Annotated in this window: 18 protein-coding genes and 1 riboswitch; of the genes, 6 read left to right on the top strand and 12 right to left on the bottom strand. The window is 45.2% G+C overall.

All coding sequences use genetic code 11. The features are described 5' to 3' along the window. Positions 1-2: 2 nt before the first annotated feature. A complete protein-coding gene (gene liaF / locus AC1DM9_RS03565; protein WP_477578547.1) occupies positions 3-1,022 on the bottom strand; it encodes a cell wall-active antibiotics response protein LiaF in 1,020 nt (339 codons plus the stop codon). Positions 1,023-1,285: 263 nt separating this feature from the next. Between liaF and AC1DM9_RS03560 the strand changes: the two genes are divergently transcribed. Next, positions 1,286-2,581, top strand: a complete 1,296-nt coding sequence (locus AC1DM9_RS03560) for an ammonium transporter (RefSeq protein WP_441876809.1) — start codon at positions 1,286-1,288, stop codon at positions 2,579-2,581. Positions 2,582-2,649: 68 nt separating this feature from the next. Here the strand turns inward: AC1DM9_RS03560 and AC1DM9_RS03555 are convergent, their stop codons facing one another. The 9 genes from AC1DM9_RS03555 to metA all read right to left on the bottom strand — a co-directional run bounded on the left by AC1DM9_RS03555 (position 2,650) and on the right by metA (position 12,135). Then, on the bottom strand, positions 2,650-3,033 hold the full coding sequence (locus AC1DM9_RS03555) for a hypothetical protein (protein WP_339204396.1): 384 nt from the start codon (positions 3,031-3,033) through the stop codon (positions 2,650-2,652). A 182-nt stretch (positions 3,034-3,215) separates the two neighbouring features. Continuing rightward, entirely contained in the window at positions 3,216-3,344 is a 129-nt protein-coding gene (locus tag AC1DM9_RS03550; RefSeq protein ID WP_256710855.1) for a hypothetical protein, read from the bottom strand. A 61-nt stretch (positions 3,345-3,405) separates the two neighbouring features. Beyond that, positions 3,406-3,999 (bottom strand): 3D domain-containing protein, encoded by a 594-nt coding sequence (locus AC1DM9_RS03545; RefSeq protein WP_477508995.1) that lies wholly within the window; start codon positions 3,997-3,999, stop codon positions 3,406-3,408. 60 nt (positions 4,000-4,059) lie between these two features. Next, positions 4,060-5,997, bottom strand: coding sequence for a threonine--tRNA ligase (gene thrS / locus AC1DM9_RS03540; protein ID WP_076267592.1), 1,938 nt, complete (start codon positions 5,995-5,997; stop codon positions 4,060-4,062). 448 nt (positions 5,998-6,445) lie between these two features. Then, positions 6,446-7,378 (bottom strand): putative sporulation protein YtxC, encoded by a 933-nt coding sequence (locus tag AC1DM9_RS03535; protein WP_441876802.1) that lies wholly within the window; start codon positions 7,376-7,378, stop codon positions 6,446-6,448. A gap of 173 nt (positions 7,379-7,551) precedes the next feature. Continuing rightward, a complete protein-coding gene (gene mqnC / locus AC1DM9_RS03530; RefSeq protein WP_430060069.1) occupies positions 7,552-8,688 on the bottom strand; it encodes a cyclic dehypoxanthinyl futalosine synthase in 1,137 nt (378 codons plus the stop codon). A gap of 166 nt (positions 8,689-8,854) precedes the next feature. Continuing rightward, on the bottom strand, positions 8,855-10,021 hold the full coding sequence (locus tag AC1DM9_RS03525) for a trans-sulfuration enzyme family protein (RefSeq protein ID WP_430060067.1): 1,167 nt from the start codon (positions 10,019-10,021) through the stop codon (positions 8,855-8,857). After that, on the bottom strand, positions 10,021-11,187 hold the full coding sequence (locus tag AC1DM9_RS03520) for an aminotransferase class I/II-fold pyridoxal phosphate-dependent enzyme (RefSeq protein WP_076267588.1): 1,167 nt from the start codon (positions 11,185-11,187) through the stop codon (positions 10,021-10,023). The genes AC1DM9_RS03525 and AC1DM9_RS03520 overlap by 1 nt, the downstream gene beginning before the upstream one ends. A 30-nt stretch (positions 11,188-11,217) precedes the next feature. Then, positions 11,218-12,135: a homoserine O-acetyltransferase MetA gene (gene metA, locus AC1DM9_RS03515; RefSeq protein WP_441876797.1), complete on the bottom strand. Its 918-nt coding sequence runs from the start codon at positions 12,133-12,135 to the stop codon at positions 11,218-11,220. 100 nt (positions 12,136-12,235) lie between these two features. Next, positions 12,236-12,345, bottom strand: a riboswitch (SAM riboswitch). 307 nt (positions 12,346-12,652) lie between these two features. Here metA and corA point away from each other — a divergent pair. The 5 genes from corA to AC1DM9_RS03490 all read left to right on the top strand — a co-directional run bounded on the left by corA (position 12,653) and on the right by AC1DM9_RS03490 (position 16,954). Beyond that, on the top strand, positions 12,653-13,588 hold the full coding sequence (gene corA / locus AC1DM9_RS03510; RefSeq protein ID WP_076267586.1) for a magnesium/cobalt transporter CorA: 936 nt from the start codon (positions 12,653-12,655) through the stop codon (positions 13,586-13,588). A 147-nt stretch (positions 13,589-13,735) separates the two neighbouring features. Continuing rightward, a complete protein-coding gene (locus tag AC1DM9_RS03505; RefSeq protein ID WP_076267585.1) occupies positions 13,736-14,638 on the top strand; it encodes a LysR family transcriptional regulator in 903 nt (300 codons plus the stop codon). Between the two features lie 45 nt (positions 14,639-14,683). After that, positions 14,684-15,493, top strand: a complete 810-nt coding sequence (locus AC1DM9_RS03500; RefSeq protein WP_441876792.1) for a histidinol-phosphatase — start codon at positions 14,684-14,686, stop codon at positions 15,491-15,493. Positions 15,494-15,656: 163 nt separating this feature from the next. After that, positions 15,657-16,502: an EamA family transporter gene (locus AC1DM9_RS03495; protein WP_477578543.1), complete on the top strand. Its 846-nt coding sequence runs from the start codon at positions 15,657-15,659 to the stop codon at positions 16,500-16,502. Positions 16,503-16,645: 143 nt separating this feature from the next. Then, positions 16,646-16,954 (top strand): winged helix-turn-helix transcriptional regulator, encoded by a 309-nt coding sequence (locus AC1DM9_RS03490; protein ID WP_076267582.1) that lies wholly within the window; start codon positions 16,646-16,648, stop codon positions 16,952-16,954. Positions 16,955-17,116: 162 nt separating this feature from the next. Here AC1DM9_RS03490 and sdhB read toward each other — a convergent pair whose 3' ends face one another. Both sdhB and sdhA read right to left on the bottom strand, forming a co-directional pair. After that, the gene (gene sdhB / locus AC1DM9_RS03485; protein WP_441908603.1) at positions 17,117-17,881 is read right to left on the bottom strand and encodes a succinate dehydrogenase iron-sulfur subunit; all 765 of its coding nucleotides are present in this window, start codon (positions 17,879-17,881) and stop codon (positions 17,117-17,119) included. A 2-nt stretch (positions 17,882-17,883) separates the two neighbouring features. Beyond that, positions 17,884-19,641: a succinate dehydrogenase flavoprotein subunit gene (sdhA, locus tag AC1DM9_RS03480; RefSeq protein ID WP_076267580.1), complete on the bottom strand. Its 1,758-nt coding sequence runs from the start codon at positions 19,639-19,641 to the stop codon at positions 17,884-17,886. Between the last annotated feature and the right edge of the window lie 14 nt (positions 19,642-19,655).

Genomic DNA, 19,655 nt, shown 5'->3' with positions numbered 1-19,655 from the left:
AATCACCCTACCTTTGTAACACGAACATCTCCGATAAACGTGCTGACGACCAACTTAATTTTTTTGTTAGCTTCCTGATAAGTTGGCGATTGAATATTGATATTCGTAAACAATCCGCCTTCTTTCTGGCCAAGCACCTTCACATCGCCAATAAAGGCGCTTGATACAACCTGTACGCCTACTTCATAATCATTCGGAACATATACCTTTACATCGCCTATAAATGAAGATACATGAATTTTGGTTTCGCCCATGGATACTTGTGCCTTTGTTAAATCAAGCACGGTATCACCGATGAAATGGGAAATATTAAGCGGCTTTAAATCCCAATAATCATGACCGATATGAATATCCCCGATAAACCCGGAACGATTCTGCACATTGGAATCATTATGGTTCCACCATTCCACATGCTCCTTATGATTTCGTTTCCATTCTTTTTCATTTTTTTTGTATTCTGATTTATGGTGATTTTTCCATTCCTTATACTCTTTCTTGGTGGCAGAAAAATCATCATATTGTTTGTTTGATGCGCTTTCCTGCTTCTCTTCCTTAGTGTGCGTGTCCGCAGGCTGCTTCGTTGGATCAGGGTGAAGAGGCGGCGCTGGCGGAACAGACGCTTCATCTGTGTAAGGGCGGTATGATTTCCAATCATCTGTTGGCGGAGTTTGGCGTTTTGATCTCGGTCTCCAAATAATATTGATCCCGACTAAAATCACAACTATTGGCCAAATGTAAGGAATGATGTCGCCAATAGACCATGAGAACAAGTTTAAATTGCGTCCCAAAAATACACATCCGATTAATAGGACAATCGCGCCCCACCAGCTCGAACCCGAGCCGTACGTTCTGCTGGACAACAATCCGCGAATACCTACAATCATAACGATTACAGGCCAATAGGTAGAAAATAAATCTCCAATATCAAAGGCCACATGACCCGTTTGATTCAGTAAAAACAAGACGCCAACTGCAATGATGATTAACCCGGTGAATAACCGGTTTGCGAAGTTTCCGTTCATGCGGCACCAGCTCCTTACGATTCCATCGTCGTTTGATATTCTTAGTATAACGGACAACATGCAATAGAAAAAGGGACGACCGATTGAATTGTTAGTCAGTCTCTAGACTGAGCTTTTGTTGATTCTATCCATTTTAAACCTAACATGCGTCATGAAACATAACGCAGAGCGTTGACATTGTTAACGTCTTCTATTTATAATGATGAACGGATTAAGAAAATAGAGACCGCTATGCATGAATATTAGGAATAGGAGATGAAGAAATGGACGTTATCGAACTGTCAAAAGGACTAGATACCATCTGGGTCGTTTTGACAGCAGCCATGATCTTGCTCATGGAAGGCGGTTTCGCATTGCTTGAAGCAGGATTTGTCAGGCAAAAGAATGCCGTCAGCATCATCATGAAGGTTTTTGTCGACATCGCTTTCGGCGCACTCGTTTTTTACTTTTTTGGCTTCGCACTCATGTATGGGCAGGACGCAGGCGGAATAATCGGAACGACCGGCTTTCTCATCAACGGAGACCTGTCTCACATAAAACTAAATATTACGCACGAAACCTTTTGGTTATTCCAATGCGCATTCGTTATAGCCGTCATTTCAATCGTGTCGGGCGCAGTAGCGGAAAGAATAAATTTTAGAGCATATATTTTACTCACTATTGCAATGACCGGCTTCATTTATCCGTTAGCCGGACACTGGGTATGGTCAAGCAGCGGCTTTCTTGGCAAGCTTGGCATGATCGATTTTGCAGGCTCTGCTGTCATTCATGCTTTAGGAGGTTTCTCCGCTCTTGCCGCAGCCATTTTCATTGGTCCGAGAATCGGTAAGTTCAGTCCAGACGGCAAAGCCAATATCGTTCCGCCTTCCAACTTGCCGCTTGCTTCTGTAGGTGCGTTCATTCTATGGTTTGGCTGGTTCGGGTTTAATGCAGGCAGCACACTTAGCGCTACAAACGGCTCAATCGGACATATTGCGATTACAACGATGCTCTCAGCAGCTGCAGGGGGCGCAACATGTATCCTGTTTACGATGTTCCGCTACAAGAAAGCAGATCCGCCAATGGTCATCAATGGTTCACTCGCCGGCCTCGTAGGCATTACTGCTGGCTGTGCATTCGTATCTGACATCGCTGCAATTGGGATCGGCGCAGTATCCGGCATCGCGATGGTGCTGGTCACTGAATGGCTCGAACGCAGGCAGATCGACGATCCAGTCGGCGCCTTTGCCGTACATGGCGTCAGCGGCAGCATCGGAACTATTGCAGTCGGCTTATTCGCACTTCCCGAGCTAACCGAGGGCGTAGGCAAGGGCTACTACGGTTTATTTTATGGCGGAGGCTTCAACTTGCTCGGCGTTCAAGCATTAGGGCTCGTAACGGTTTCCTTATGGGGCTTCGCTTTAACTTGGGGCGCACTATGGCTGATCCGCAAAATTATGCCCGTCCGTGTCTCCAAGGATGAGGAGCTCATCGGCCTCGATGTTGGCATTCACGGTGTTCCCGCATACAGCCAGGAGCATGATTTCCTCGATTATGATCGCTTAAAGAACAGCAAATAAACATAAAGAACCGCCCAAGCCGGAATGGCCTGGACGGTTCTTTGCTATTATTTAGAATGATCATTCCATTAATCGTTCATCTCATTGGCCAGCTCATAGGATACCGTTACAATATCGCTTGGAGCCGATACATTTTTGATGGAGCGAGCACTTTCGATTTCCAGACGGAGCGCACGAACCTTCTCCATCGGTTTTCTTACAAAATGAATATATTCAACGGCCAGATGATGATCTGGCTTCCTGCCAGTCAGCATTCTTCGAAGTGTAGACATCGATTGATACGCGCGGTCTTCCATCAGCCTTCTTTTCTCATAACGCTCAACCATCTGTTCAATTTCAGCTATTTCCTGCTCTTTCTTAGCAACGTAAGCATCAATAAAAGGTAAAACCTCGCCCGCTTTACGATGATGGGCAGCAATTACAAAGCCTGAATGAATGATCGGATCTGTCATGAGTATTCACCTGTCTTGTCATGTTATTATTTCTTACATATGTAATCATACAACAAACCGTGGTCATTTGAAAACTGTTTTTTATTAGATCAAAATAACGTTGCGATGAACAGAGGATAAATAAAAAGAGGAACCGATAACGGTTCCCCTTTGTTTCCTTCTCATGGCATAGCAAAAAAATATTACTTCTCAGCTTTTTGCTGAGCATTGTTTGCCGCTTGTTTGTTAGCAGCGTTATTTTGGTTAAACTCTTCTGCGAATTCTGCATTGTATTGATTGTTTTGGGCTTTGTTGTTTTTGTTTTTAGCCATTGTATTCACCTCCCCGTTTCATTGATAGTATGGCATTCTTGCCGCTTATTATACGACTCATTTACGATTCTAAATACGTCTGTGGAATAGGCTTTCCAGCCTCTATAGCCAAGTTGATTTTGTTCAGCCATGCCTGCGAAAGCTTGCCCGTTCCCATCCGCAGCACCTCTACATGAACGGTGCGCTTGCCCCACTGCTCATACACCTGCTTGATCGTTTCAAAATACAAGTCGATGCGTTTTCCCTTAATCGCTGAACCCGTATCAGCCACCACGCCATAGCCATAGCCAGGTATATAGAGCAGCGTCCCAATGGGAAACAGCCTCGTATCCGCCGCAATCGTTGAGACTTGATCCCTGCGTACCTTTACGCCCGAATAGGTGATTCCGTATTGTGGATGCCCAGGCCGTTTACCGGTCGATTCTACGCCAGCTGTGTAGCCTGTAGCAACAACTTCAACCTTTTTCGGCTTCGTGCGCGCAGCTGCCTCTGACTTGCCCAGGTTGTCGCTTTTGCTTGCAACAGGGCTTTGCTCAGGTGCTGATGCTTCAGCATGAACCGTACCGCCGCCCTTTGTATCTAAACCGATTACGATAACAGTTAGGAGCAGCAAAGCCGTTAATCCTTTTTGAATATAAAAAAAGCTTGTAGCCATCTGGGTACTTCCTCCTCAGAAGAATAATGCCCCGATGGCTCAAGCTTTATGCGTTATTTATTATTGTTCTTTGTTTGCGATCTGCTTTTGCAGCTGCGAAATCAGCTCTGCAACTGGAATAGCGCCAAGATCGCCTTCACCGCGTTTCCTTACGGAGACGGCTTCAGCCTGCATTTCATTCTCGCCCACTACGAGCATGTAAGGCGCTTTCTCCAGCTGAGCCTCACGAATTTTGTAGCCCAGCTTCTCATTGCGCAAATCACTTTCTACACGAATGCCGTTTTCTTGCAGCTGCTCGGCAACTTTACGGGCATACTCCTCATAGGCAGTCGATACCGGAATAACCTTCGCCTGTACTGGCGACAACCACAATGGAAGCGCGCCAGCAAAGTTCTCAAGCAAGAAAGCTGTCATTCTTTCCATCGTGCTTATAATGCCGCGGTGGATAACGACCGGACGGTGCTTCTTGCCATCATCGCCGACATATTCAAGCTCGAAACGCTCAGGAAGCAAGAAATCAAGCTGTGCAGTCGACAACGTTTCTTCTTTGCCAAGCGCCGTTTTAATTTGAACGTCAAGCTTAGGACCGTAAAATGCAGCTTCGCCTTCAGCCTCGAAGAATGGAAGCTCCAGCTCCTCGACCACTTCACGCAGCATGCGCTGTGACATTTCCCACATCTCATCATTTTGGAAATACTTTTCTGTATCCTTAGGATCACGATAAGATAAGCGGAAACGATACTCTTTAATTCCGAAATCTTCATACACTTTGCGGATCAAGTTAACCACGCGTGCAAATTCTTCTTTGATTTGATCCGGACGGCAGAAGATATGCGCATCATTTAGCGTCATGGCACGTACGCGGTGCAAGCCTGTAAGCGCGCCTGACATTTCATAGCGGTGCATTGTGCCAAGCTCAGCAATCCTAACAGGCAGGTCGCGGTAGCTGCGCATGTCGCTTTTGAACACCATCATATGGTGTGGACAGTTCATCGGACGAAGAACAAGCTCTTCGTTGTCCATGATCATTTTTGGGAACATATCTTCGCTGTAGTGCTCCCAGTGACCGGAGGTTTTATAAAGCTCCACATTCGCAAGCACTGGCGTATAAACATGCTCATAGCCCAGTCTTTCCTCAAGATCCACGATATAACGCTCCATCGTTCTGCGAAGCTTCGCGCCATTCGGCAGCCATAGCGGCAAGCCTTGGCCAACCTCACGTGAGAATGTAAACATTTTTAGCTCGCGGCCTAGTTTACGGTGATCGCGTTTTTTAGCTTCCTCGAGGAAGTGAAGATGCTCATCCAATTGTGCTTTCTTAGGGAAAGCTGTTCCGTAAATACGCTGCAGCATTTTGTTTTTGGAATCTCCGCGCCAGTAGGCACCTGCTACGCTAAGCAGTTTAAATGCTTTAATACGGCCGGTAGATGGCAAATGCGGTCCACGGCATAGATCGAAGAACTCTCCTTGGTCATACATCGTAATAACCGAATCAGCAGGAAGGTCACGAATAAGCTCCAGCTTCAAGTTATCATCAAGCTCAGTGAAAATCGCAAGCGCCTCGTCTCTGCTAACTACACGACGACGAATGTCGATGTTTTGCTGAACGATTTTTTCCATTTCCTTCTCGATCTTTACAAGATCCTCAGGCGTCAACGATTGCTCCATATCAATATCATAGTAGAAGCCATCTTCGATTACCGGACCAATTCCAAGCTTAACATTAGCATTGCCGTATATCCGTTTGATCGCTTGTGCCAGCAAGTGAGCTGTACTATGGCGGTATACCTCAAGGCCGTCTGCCGAATCTACTGTAACGATTTCAATTGCAGCATTGTTCTCGATAGGTGTGTATACATCGACTACTTTGCCATCGATTTTTCCGGCAATCGCATTTTTACGCAAACCCGAGCTGATCGAGCCTGCTACTTCTTCAATAGTTGTGCCAGCCGCATATTCTCTTACCGCGCCATCTGGCAAAGTGATTTGAATTGTCATTTTGGTTCATCCTCCATTTTGTCCGTAAGCGAATTACGCTTCCATTCATCATTTCAAGCAAAAAAGAGCACAAAAAAAGCACGCATCCCTAAAAAAGGGACGAGTGCTTGTGTGCTCGTGGTTCCACCCTACTTCGACTGCTCTTTATTCCTATCGCAGCAGTCCTCGTATTATCTGGTAACGGAGATTTCCGGTACAGCATACTGCTATAGCGCTCAGCTTCATAAGAAACCTGCTATAGGTTGGGCCATACAGCTTCAAAGGGGTACGCCTGTGGATATTGTGGAAGGAAATTACAGCCAAGTTTCCTCTCTCTGGACCAAATATCATAAACAGACACATGTCTTTTTCATTGCCGATTACATCGTATATGTGTGTCATTATAGCTCGACTTACGCGTTTGGTCAAGGCTATAAGCTTCAAATAGACAGTAATTTCGTTAATTCGCCTATGGCTGAACGAGTTCATCAAGGCTGCTGCTGCAGGATGCGCATTGCGTGCAAAGCGTGACACGCTGGTCAAAAATCGTTTGAATCGTTCGAATCACTTGCATATCCTGCTGCCTCGTATGAATCGTAATATGCTTGGGAGATACAGCAATCAGCGAGCTGATTACCATGTCTTCAATGTTCATTTCCGTTTCAAGCATTTCGGCTACGATACGATCGGTTGGAGGGTTCGGATCAAGCGGTTGAAACTTTTCATCATAGAGCATGAATTCATGACCGCCCTTATGCAGCAAATGCACCATAGGCAGCTTTGTATCTTGAAGAAACACAAAATATTTTAACAGGGAAATAAACTCCTGATATTGTTTATCGAGCACATACTCATCTAATGCGTATTCCACAACTTCGGCTAGCTCTTTACGATAGGGCTCAAGCCTGAAGGTTGTAAACCCCTTTACATTAAGCTCCGTGTTATCCTGCAAAAAAAGCTGGACCTCTGCAGCCACTTTGCTTTTCCTTCTTAGGCGATCCGCATCCAAAAATCTCGTTCCAAGGCTATCCCATTCTTTCCCATGCAGCAAGTCATGACAATACCGCTCAATAGCAGCTGTATCGGCTGAACTGTTATGGCGATACTTTCTGCGAATAATAGCAGCAAGCATCCCTGGTTCCATCTCACTTACCACAAATTCAGCTATGGCTAGTGATGCTGCTTTATATACGATGTGACCATGCGCTTTTAACTGAAAATTTGGCAACAGCGCTAGACAGCTTATATTTTGATCCGATACCTGCTGAAACTCGATGACGGCTGTTTGCTCCGTTTTTGAGCCAATATGTAAATCGACGAGCGCTTGTTCCTTCAACAATTGAGTTAGTTTATTAACCGACTTTTGGAGACTTGCAGGTAACGATACCGTGAATAGCTCCATCAGCTCACCCCTTTCTTTCCTTATCAGTATATGGTGACGCGTTCAGGGATATACGATGAAGACATTGGAATGTAAGGGAAGCAAGCATACAAAAAAACGTTTGCCGAACTTCCCACTATGCAGCGAGAAGTTCAACAAACGTATTGATCATGCTTATATCGGTCTAAAAAGCATTAATTTTGCATAACAAAATCGAGATCTGCTTTATCGGATTCATTGTAAACCTTCAAAATATTATATTTTGTATCCCGTTGAGCCGGAATTTTGCCGCACTCGCGAATAAGCTGAAGGATAAGTTCAATGTTCACTTTATGTGTTGTTCCAGCTGCTGAAACGACATTTTCCTCAATCATGGTGCTTCCGAAGTCATTGCAGCCATAAGAGAGTGATAACTTGCCCATTTCAGGACCCATCGTTACCCAAGAGGATTGGAAATTCGGAATATTATCAAGCATGATTCGGCTAGCCGCAACAATACGCAAATATTCCTCTGGCTTTGCTTTCTCAAGCTTCAGGTTTGTATTGTCTGGCTGGAATGGCCACGAAATAAACGCCAAGAAACCCGTCGAATCATATTTGTTCGCGATGCACTCATCTTGAGCATCACGGATGCGCAGCATATGTAATGCGCGCTCTTCAACGGTCTCGCCAAGACCATAAACCATCGTTGCAGTCGTATTCATACCATGACGGTGTGCAGACTTCATCACATCCATCCAGTCTGTCCAAGAGCCCTTCATGCGGCTGATCTTGCGGCGAGTGCGATCGTCCAAAATTTCTGCGCCGCCGCCAGGCAAAGAATCAAGTCCAGCATCATGCAGTTGTCTAATCACTTCATCGAGAGAAAGGCCATCTGATACAACCTTCATCTTCTGAATTTCCGCTGGAGAGAACGAATGCATCGTTATGCCCGGGTAATGCTGTTTAATTTTGCGAAGCAGATCCAAATAATACGTAAACGGCAAATCTGGATTCGTACCGCCCTGCATCAAAATTTCAGTTCCACCCACATCGATCGTTTCTTGAATTTTGCTCAAAATCGTATCGTCAGGCAGTACATAACCCTCTTTAGAGCCTGGAGCGCGATAAAATGCGCAAAAACGGCAATAAACATCACATACGTTCGTGTAGTTTACATTTCGACCAACAACAAAAGTCGTTATTGGATCTGGATGATGCTTGAGCATGATTTGATTAGCTACATGCCCCATCTTTTCAATCTGATCCGAAGCTAATAATTCCATGCCTTCTTCGAGCGAAACACGCTCGCCGCGCAACGCTTTATCCAAAATATGGTCCAACGTTCCCATTCCGCAAGACCTCCTTATTCCCGTTCTATTTATGCTAACCATCACTTCATCCTAACATAGATCTCTAGTGCAAGTCACCCGCCGTATGATGGCATCTCGCCCTGAAATAAGGAAAAACACGGCATGTTCGTGAGAACATCCGTGCTTTCCTTTCTTTTAGTCCCAATTAGGCACGAAGCGCATTATCCAAATCTTCAATAAGATCCTCAATATCCTCTAGACCAACAGAGTAACGCACCAAGCCGTCTGTAATGCCGCGTGCATGACGCACTTCTCTCGGCATTGCTGCATGCGACATCATAGCTGGGTAAGAAAGAATGCTCTCTACTGCACCTAAGCTGACAGCTACTAAAGGAATTTGAACCTTGCTCAGCAAAGATTTGGCACGCTCTCCACTTCCAACATCGAAGGATACGACAGCTCCATACCCAAGCGACTGCTTCTCATGTATCGCCCGGCCGGGGTGATTCTCTAAACCAGGATAATAAACCGCTGTTACTTCCTTATGCTCCGACAACCATTCAGCTAGTCTGCGAGCGCTTTGCTCGCTATATTCCATCCGAGCTTTCAATGTTTTCATGCCGCGCATCAACAGCCATGATTCTTGGGCGCTCAGGACCGTTCCCATTCCGTTTTGAAGCTGTTTCAAACGTTTGCCTAGACCTTCATCTGCGGTAACTGCAAGCCCAGCCAGCACATCGCTGTGGCCGCCTAGAAACTTCGTCGCACTGTGCAAGACGATATCGACGCCATGCTCAATTGGACGCTGATGATACGGAGTCATGAACGTATTATCAAGCAGTGTAAGCAGTCCATGCTCTTTTGCCCAAGCTGTCGTTTCTGCAATATCTGTGATTTTGAGCGTCGGGTTGGAAGGTGTCTCCATAAATACAGCTTTTGTATTTGGCTTAAGCGCCGCCTTAACCGCTTCAAAATCCGTCATATCAACAAAAGTAGACTCAATGCCCAGTCGATCCAAAATCGTCGTCAGCAAGCGGTAAGTTCCGCCGTAGACATCCTCTGTTACGATGACATGCTCACCTGCAGAAAGCAGCAAAAACGTGGTTGAGATTGCAGCCATGCCTGATGCAAAGGCGAAGCCGCGAGCACCGCCCTCAAGCAAAGCGATATAATCCTCTAGCGCTTGGCGTGTAGGATTGCCCGAACGGCTGTAATCATATTGCGGCGGATTGAAAATATCATGATGATGGAACGTTGAAGCTTGATAAATAGGTACGCTTGAAGCTCCTGTATGCTCATCAATTTCTGCTCCGAAATGCAGCAGCTTCGTTGCAAACCGGCGATCTTGAGGTTGAATTTTGTCGTTGCCCATTAGTTGTTAACCTCCTCGATTTCGCGTTTGGCAGCTTCGAGTGCTTGCGCCAAGTCACTGATCAAATCATCTGCATGCTCAATTCCTACGGAGAAACGAAGCAGACGGTCGTCAACGCCTATCGCTTGACGAATTTCAAGCGGAATATCAGCATGCGTCTGAACCGCTGGGTAGGTCATCAAGGATTCAACTCCACCCAAGCTTTCAGCAAATGCAATGAGCTTAATGTGACGAAGAATTGGCTCCACATAACGAGCGTCCTTTAATCGGAATGAGAAAATGCCAGTATTGCCGGATGACTGTTTGTTCTGAATTTCATGGCCAGGATGGTGAGGCAATGCCGGATAATAAACATCCTCAACGGCTGAATGCTCAAGCAAATAATTAGCAATTGCGGTAGCATTAAATTGGTGGCGCTCCATACGGAGCGCGAGCGTCTTCATTCCCCTCATTAGAAGCCATGAATCCTGAGGCCCGAGCACCGCTCCAATTGAATTGTGCAGGAAGGCCATCTCATCCGAGAGCTCCTTGCCTTTGGTTACAATAAGACCAGCAAGAACGTCATTGTGACCACCTAAATATTTAGTCGCGCTATGAATGATAATGTCAGCACCCAGTTCTATAGGACGTTGGAAGAAAGGCGTAAGCAGCGTATTGTCTACAATAGTAAGCAAGCCTTTTGACTTCGCCCACGCAGTTACTTTCTCAATATCCGTAATCATCATAAGCGGGTTAGTTGGCGTTTCGATAAGTACTGCTTTTGTGTTCGGCGTCCATAATGCCGCCATCGCATCAATATCGTTGGTATCCACATAAGATGCCGTCACACCAAATCTCGACATGATCCGCTCCAACAAGCGATAAGTACCGCCATATAGATCAAGAGATACGATCAAATGATCGCCCTGACTAAATAAGGCGAATATCGTTTGCAGCGCGGCCATGCCGGAGCTACAGGCAAATGCCGCATCGCCAGCTTCTAATTGTGCAGCCGCTTCTTCTAATACCGCTCTGGTTGGGCTTTTGGTACGCGCATAATCAAATCCTGTACTCTGTCCCAGTTTAGGATGACGAAATGCTGTTGATTGGTACACTGGAAAACTTACCGCTCCAGTTACAGGCTCTTTAATAGATCCAATCTGTGCTAAATGGCTCTCTATCTTCATCTTTATATAGCGCTCCCTTATTATATGGTTTTAAATGCCTCCACCCAAATCATACGGTGTTTGCTGGTAAACATAATAATTAAGCCAGTTCGAGAATAATAGGTTGGCATGCGCACGCCATGTTGATAACGGCGGGTTAGCTGGGTTATCACCTGGGAAATAATTTTTTGGTACATCTATTTGGTGCCCTTTGGCTTGATCGCGATCATATTCATATTTAAGTGAAGTTGGATCATATTCGGAGTGGCCTGTGACGAAAATTTGTCTGCCGTCTTTTGAAGCCACGATGTATACGCCCGAATCCGCTGATTCCGATAAAATATCGAGCGTGTCAAGCTTCTCGATGTCCTCGCGGCGTACCTCTGTGTGACGAGACTGTGGCACAAAAAACATTTCATCAAAGCCTCTCAGCAAATTAACATTGCGTTTTTCAATCGTGTGCGGGAACACACCAAACATTTTGCTGTCCAAGCTGTATTTGGGAACATTAAAGTGATGATAGAGCCCAGCTTGTGCGGCCCAACAAATATGGAAAGTTGAAGTTACGCGCCTTGCGCTCCAATCCATAATTTCTTTCAGCTCTTCCCAGTAGTTTACATCCTCGAAAGGCATATGCTCTACCGGCGCGCCTGTAATGATGAGACCATCATAATATTCATCCGAAATTTCATCGAATGTTTTATAGAAGGATTCCAAATGATCGGCTGAGGTGTTTTTTGATGTATGTGTTCTTGGATGCAGCAGTACAACCTCAACTTGTAGCGGCGTATTGCCGATAAGTCTAAGCAGCTGCGTTTCGGTTGTTTCCTTGGTAGGCATTAAGTTCAAAATCGCAATTCTGAGCGGCCTAATATCCTGATGGTAGGCGATGCTCTCATCCATGACGAAAATGTTCTCGTTGTTTAATACCTCTTTGGCTGGTAAATTGTCAGGCACTTTAATTGGCATAGGTATCACTCCTCTAGAAGCAGTATGACCGCTTGAACATGAAAAAGACCCTTTCTGCTGTGAGAAAAGGTCGTATGCTCAGTAAATAAGCCATCCGCCTCTCTCATCTCTCAGAAACATTAAAGTTTCCGCAAGAATTAGCACCGTGCGTTTTACACGCCGGTTGCCGGGCTTCATCGGGCTAGTCCCTCCGCCTGCTCTTGATAAGAAAGTAGTCTATTCAATTTTCCGCGGTTTCATTTCACCTTCACTTTAATGCATTCTGACAATTGCGTCAAGATCCTCTATTCATATCCTTGACATTTAGATGAAAAAAACGATTGTTTTTAGGCTTGAATGTAAAGCTGACGCGGGAGTATACTAGACAAGAATTATTTCATTTATTTGACTTATAAAGGGGTGCATATGGACATGGAAGGCGACCGACCGAAGCCTGAAAACGATCGAATACGGTTACTGCCGGCCAAGTCCGATTCAGCCGGCAGTTTCCTCTGAAGAAAGAAAGGAGTGACTCCGGATGAAAATCCGCCTTGTTAGCAATGGCATGTTCACCACTATTGAAGATATTAACGAAACACTTATTCCCTCGAAAGAAGGATTTTACTGGATTGACGCTGATGTGGAGGATCTTGCTATTTTACAGCCCCTATTCAGCATGCACGATCTGGCAGTTGAGGATTGCCTCAGTGAAGAGGAGCAGCGTCCAAAAATTGAAATTTACGAAAGCCATTATTTTATTGTAATCAACAGCATACGATTTGATGACGAAGAAATCTTCCTAAGGGCACTCAATATTTTCCTTGGCCGCCATTTCATTATTACGGTCACCAAGCAAAAAATTAACGAGCTTCGTTCTCTAAAGCCTGTGCTGTGGGAACAAGAGGTTAGCCGGCCCGATTATTTCTTGTATCATCTCGTCGACATTGTTGTCGATAATTATTTCCTCGTTGGCGACCGCATTGATACGCGCATTGAAGCGCTTGAAGAAGATATATTAATGCACACTAAGAAATCGCATTTGAACGAAATCATCGGGCTCCGCGGTGAAATATTGTGGCTGAGGAAAGTGCTCGGTCCACAACGCGACGTCATTGCAACGCTTAACAAAAAAGATCTGAAGCTCATTGATGATCAGCTGCAAAAATATTTCAGCGATATATACGAGAACGCCTTGAAAATTGCCGAGTCCTTCGATACGTACCGCGATCTCATGGGCAACTTACGCGAAGCTTATCAGTCCAGCGTATCCAACCGTGCCAATGAAATCATGCGCGTATTTACAGCAATTACGACTATATTCATGCCGCTGACCTTTATAACCGGAATCTATGGGATGAATTTCGATTTCATTCCAGGCCTTCACCTTCGGTTAGGATCATACATTTTACTTGGTATTATGCTGCTGCTTGGCATAAGCATGTTTTATATTTTCCGCAAAAAAGAATGGCTCTAGAGACCTGTGCCATATTCATTACAGAGCTGCACTCGTACGGGCAATTTATGCCTAACGAGCTGCAGCCTTTTTGCTGTAATGGCCGCTATCCTTTATAATAGTAGAATATGAGTTTGAGCATTAAGTACCTATGAGAGGGGGATTGACGTGAATATTAGTCAGCTTGAAACACTCCTTACGATATCCAAAACGATGAGCTTCAGGAAAGCTGGCGAGCTGCTGAATCTCACACAGCCTGCTGTTTCGGCACAAATCAAAAGCCTTGAGGATGAATTCAAAACGATTCTCATTAATCGCAATCAGCCAGTTACATTAACGGAACACGGACAAGTTTTTTTGGAGCATGCGGAGCAAGTTCTTTCGATTGTGGAAGAACTGAAGCAGAAGCTTTCCGATATGAACCTTACGCCGCAAGGACACATATTACTCGGAACTACGGCTTCAATAGCGATTCAGATTTTACCGCGCGTGCTATCCTATTTTCAAAACCAATTTCCTTTTATTAAAACAACGATTCATTCCATGCCCTCATCCCAAGTTATGGCCAGTGTCGAGAACGGGTCAGTCGATATAGGGATTACATATCTTTCTGAAAAAAATCCGAACGTTTCCTCCTCCGTCCTTTATTATGATACATTTGAGCTCGTCGTCCCTCCTTCCCATCCCATGAGCAGGTTGACGCATACGACAGTTGATACGCTTAAGGACATTCCAATGATTATGCTTGCTCCAGACACGCTTGGCAGGCGATTTGTCGATCAAATTTTTCGTAAATACAATATTCAACCCAATATCGTAATGGAGGTTTCCAGCAGCGAAGAAGTGAAGCGCATGGTTGAAATTAATTTAGGCGCCGCAGTCGTATCCAAACTTTCGATAGCAAACGAACTCCGTATGGGTACACTAAAAATGATAAAGGTCAACGAGCTTGAAATAAGTCATCCCGTTGGCGTGGTTTATAAATCAGGCCGTTACATCAATACCGCACTGAAGCAATTTTTAAGTGATTTAAAAGGCATGCCTGAACATCAATTCATTAGCAGCGAATAGTCGACAAGAAGCTTCCACTAGACAAACAACTAGGAGAGATAAAAAATGAAATTCGACTTACATACCCATCATTTTAGATGCGGCCACGCCGACGGCAATATCGAGGATTATATTTTAGCCGGAATTGAAGCCGGGCTTCAGGTTATCGGCATCTCGGATCACTCCCCCTTCTTTTATCATGAGAATGATCAGCCTTCGCCAGGCATTGCAATGGCAAGAAGCGAATTCACCAATTATGTTAATGAAGTATTGCGGTTGAAGGAGAAATACGCAGGCAAAATCGAGGTTATGCTTGGAGTAGAATCGGATTTTTTCCCTAAATATGTGGACAGCTACAAAAAAGCCTATGACGGCGTGCCCTTCGATTATATCATTGGTTCTGTTCATCAAGTTGGCGACGTCAGCATATTCAATCGCAATCGGTTTAAAAACTTAAATGAACAGCAGCATATTGAAGTGAAGCAAAGCTACTATGATCTTATCAAACAATCTGCACGCAGCGGCATGTTTGATATTTTGGGACATATCGATGCGATGAAGGGGTATTACCCTGCTTTCTCCGATATACCTGCTAATAAAGAAATTGACGATGCTTTGCAGACGATTGCCGAATGCGGCGTTTCCATAGAGATTAATACATCAGGCAGCACCAAAGATGTAGGCGGATGGTATCCATCGGATGCAATCTTGGAGCGAGCACTTCATTTTGGAGTCAATGTGACGTTTGGTTCGGATGCGCATAAGCCAAGCAGAGTTGGCGAAGATTGGGAGCTCGTACAGAAAAGGCTGAAGGAAATTGGCTTCTCACAGTGGGTTTTTTATCGCAAGCGCCAACAAGTTATTGTACCGATATAAGAGCTCATGAGGGGCTTTAGACAAAAAAAGTGGACCTGCACGTCGCAGGTCCCAAAAGGATATATTAAAAAGGGGGTCTTGTTTATTATAATAGCCCACTAATGTAATGAGACGATAACAGAACTATTTCATTTGTGTAACAAATTTGAGGGGTTGGAAAACGATGTGGCTCATGACAGCCATCAGCAGCGCTGTTTTATTTGGACTAGCAGGCTGGTGGATGAAAGTATCACAAATGCGGGGCGGCTCTACAAGAACGCTGCTGCTCGGATTGTATGCTTCTGGAACGTTAGGTTTTGGGGTGCATGCGGCTCTTGAAGGAACGTTTTTCTTTCTTGCTGATCCGAGGGTATGGATTGCAGGCATTATAATAGGAGCAGGCTCAGCATGGGGAAACGCTTTGTTTATGAAAGCATTGCATTTTGGACCCGCCAGCTTGACCTCTCCCCTAACGAATATGAACATTATCTTAGTTGTTGCTTTAGCGACTTTGTGGTACAACGAGCCGCTCAGCGCTTCGGAAGCAATAGGCATTACGCTGCTTCTGCTTGCTGTCGTCTTTATTGCTCATAAACGAAAGGAACCGCTCACGATTATAGAAAAAAGATGGTTCATTCTCGTCTTTTTGGCAGTCGTGCTATTTGCGCTGCGCAATGGCGGATTAAAGGTCACCGATGAATTGGATCTTCCTAGCGCCCCGATCCTGTTCATCGCTTATGCCCTCTCTCTCTGCTGGTTTCTCATCCCGGTCAAAACGACCGCTGCACGTTCCTCAGAGCGAACTGGGCTTTGGCTCGGAATTGTTGCGGGTCTGTTCTCATACGGAGGATTGCAGCTTTATGCAGTCGCGATTGCTACTGGACAAGCGAATCTTGCAGCGCCTATCTTTGCTACGAACAGTCTTGTCGTAGCAGCTGGCGCTATTATATTTTATAAAGAGAAGTTGACGATCCTGCAGTGGACAGCCTTTGCTTGTACCATTCTTGGGTTGATTGTTATTCGATTGTAATTAGCGAACGCTTTTCCTGTATTTTCCTAACTTTATTATAGTAAATATAATATACGATCAAACAATCACATTCCCACTGAAATTAACTTACTTTTAGTTTGTTCGTATGGTACAATAGTATTACAAAAAGCGGGGTGATACGGTTGGATTATTCGACAATGTGCCCAAAGTATGAAGCCGCAGCCGACATTTTAGGCAAGAAGTGGACTGGCAGAATTATTCGGGTATTGCTTGGAGGACCAAAAAGGTTCAAAGAGATTAAGGAACAAATTCCCGAAATGAGCGACAAAATGCTAACGGACCGGATGAAAGAGCTTGAAACATTAACGATTATCAAACGTCAAGTTTATCCAGAAATGCCTGTACGTATTGAATATGAGCTAACCGACAAAGGCAGGGAGCTTCAGCCAGTCATTGAGTCCATTCAAACTTGGGGCGAACAATGGATGTAAGATAAAAAACCGCTTAGGCGGTTTTTTTTATTGCCTACTCTTCTTTTATCTGGAATTGACAAAGGATTATTTATCTACTATCATTGATAATAATAATCAATATCATAATAAGCAAATAAAAAACCCCCGATCAGATCGAGGGTTTCCTATAAATCAATTGGACTACATGCCAAGCCATTTTTTGAATAGATGTTTGGTTGTATCTTTATTGATTGCTGCGATTGAAGTCGTAAGCGGAATGCCCTTCGGACATGCGCGAACACAGTTTTGCGAGTTGCCGCAGCCTTCGATGCCGCCATCTGTCATCAGTGCATCCAGACGTTCTTCCTTGTTCATCTCACCTGTTGGATGAGCATTAAACAAACGAACCTGTGAAATTGCAGCAGGACCGATGAAGCTGTTCCGATCATTTACGTTCGGGCACGCTTCAAGGCAAACACCGCAAGTCATACATTTGGAAAGCTCATAAGCCCATTGACGCTTCGTTTCTGCCATCCGCGGTCCAGGACCCAGATCATACGTTCCGTCGATTGGAATCCATGCCTTAACGCGTTTCAAGGCGCCAAACATGCGCTCACGGTTAATAACAAGGTCACGAACTACTGGGAATGTTTTCATTGGTTCAAGACGAATCGGCTGCTCAAGCTTATCGATCAAAGCGCTGCACGCTTGACGAGGCTTGCCGTTGATGACCATTGAGCATGCGCCGCATACTTCTTCCAAGCAGTTGGAATCCCAGCATACAGGAGCCGTGCTTGCGCCATCTGCCTTTTTCGGATTACGTTGAATTTCCATCAAACCGCTAATTACGTTCATATTAGCGCGGTAAGGAATTTCAAACTCTTCCGTATATGGTTGGGACTCAGGAGTATCTTGGCGAGTGATGATAAACTTAACCGATTTTGTAGCTACAGTCGTTTCAGCCATCATTATTCTCCTTTCTTCTTGTCGCTCGAGTAATCACGTTTACGCGGCTTGATCAAGCTTACGTCGATATCCTCGTAAGAAATTTGTGGACCTTCCTTCGTCCATTTCGCAATCGTCGATTTCATGAAATGCTCGTCGTCGCGTTCTTGGAAGTCTGGTTTATAATGAGCTCCACGGCTTTCGTTGCGCAGCAATGCGCCTAGCGTCATCGCTTCAGAAAGCTCAAGCATGTTCCAAAGCTGACGAGTAAAGGCAACGCCTGCATTGTTCCATTGCGCTGTATCGTTAATGTTGATATTCGCATAACGCTGCTTCAGCTCTTTGATCTTGTGGATCGTTTGCTCCAGCTTGTCATTAAAGCGAACAACCGTCATATTGTTCGTCATCCATTCGCCTAGCTCTTTATGAATGACATATGCATTTTCAGTACCCTTCATATTAACGATGCTGTTGTACTTGTCCGTTTGACGCTTGTTCTCGCGGTCAAATACGGAGGAAGCTACATCTTCAGCTGATTTCTTCAAGCCTTTGATATACTCAACAGCTTTTGGTCCAGCTACCATACCGCCGTAAATAGCGGATAGCAGAGAGTTGGCGCCAAGTCGATTCGCACCATGATATTGATACTCGCACTCACCGGCTGCAAACAGACCAGGAATGTTTGTCATTTGATTGTAGTCAACCCACATGCCGCCCATTGAATAGTGAACCGCTGGGAAGATTTTCATCGGGATTTTCCGTGGATCGTCGCCCATGAATTTCTCATAGATTTCAATGATACCGCCGAGCTTAACATCAAGCTCCTTCGGATCTTTGTGAGACAAATCAAGGTAAACCATGTTTTCTTGGTTGATACCAAGCTTCTGATCTACGCACACGCTGAAAATTTCACGAGTCGCAATATCACGAGGAACAAGGTTTCCGTAAGCTGGGTATTTTTCTTCTAGGAAGTACCAAGGCTTACCGTCTTTGTACGTCCAAATCCGTCCGCCTTCACCACGCGCTGATTCCGACATCAAGCGGAGCTTGTCATCGCCTGGAATAGCTGTTGGATGAATTTGAATGAACTCGCCGTTTGCGTAGTTAACGCCCTGCTGGTAAACTGCGCTGGCAGCTGTGCCGGTGTTGATAACAGAGTTCGTTGTTTTGCCGAAAATAATACCAGGACCGCCTGATGCAAGAATAACTGCATCTGCACGAACCGTGTGAACTTCCATCGAGCGAAGATCCTGTGCTGAAACACCGCGGCAAATGCCGTCATCGTCAACAACAGCGCCAAGGAATTCCCAGTGCTCGAATTTGTTAACTAGTCCTGCTGCTTCCCAGCGGCGAACTTGCTCATCCAGTGCATAAAGCAGCTGTTGACCTGTCGTTGCGCCTGCAAATGCTGTACGGGAATGCTTCGTGCCGCCGAAGCGACGGAAATCCAGCAAGCCTTCGGATGTACGGCTGAACATAACGCCCATCCGGTCCATCAAGTGAATAATTCCTGGTGCCGCATCACACATTGCTTTAACTGGCGGTTGGTTGGCGAGGAAATCTCCGCCGTATACGGTATCGTCGAAATGCTCCCATGGAGAATCGCCTTCTCCTTTTGTATTAACAGCGCCATTGATGCCGCCCTGTGCACATACTGAGTGGGAACGTTTGACCGGTACTAGTGAAAACAGATCAACGTGAACGCCAGCTTCTGCTGCTTTGATGGTAGCCATCAAGCCTGCAAGACCGCCGCCTACGATGATAATTTTATTTTTAGCCATAACGTTTCGCTCCT

The sequence above is a fragment of the Paenibacillus sp. 01T431 genome (genome assembly GCF_056398625.1).
The sequence above is the reverse complement of the archived record's forward strand: the minus strand, read 5'-3'. Positions and strand labels throughout refer to the sequence as shown.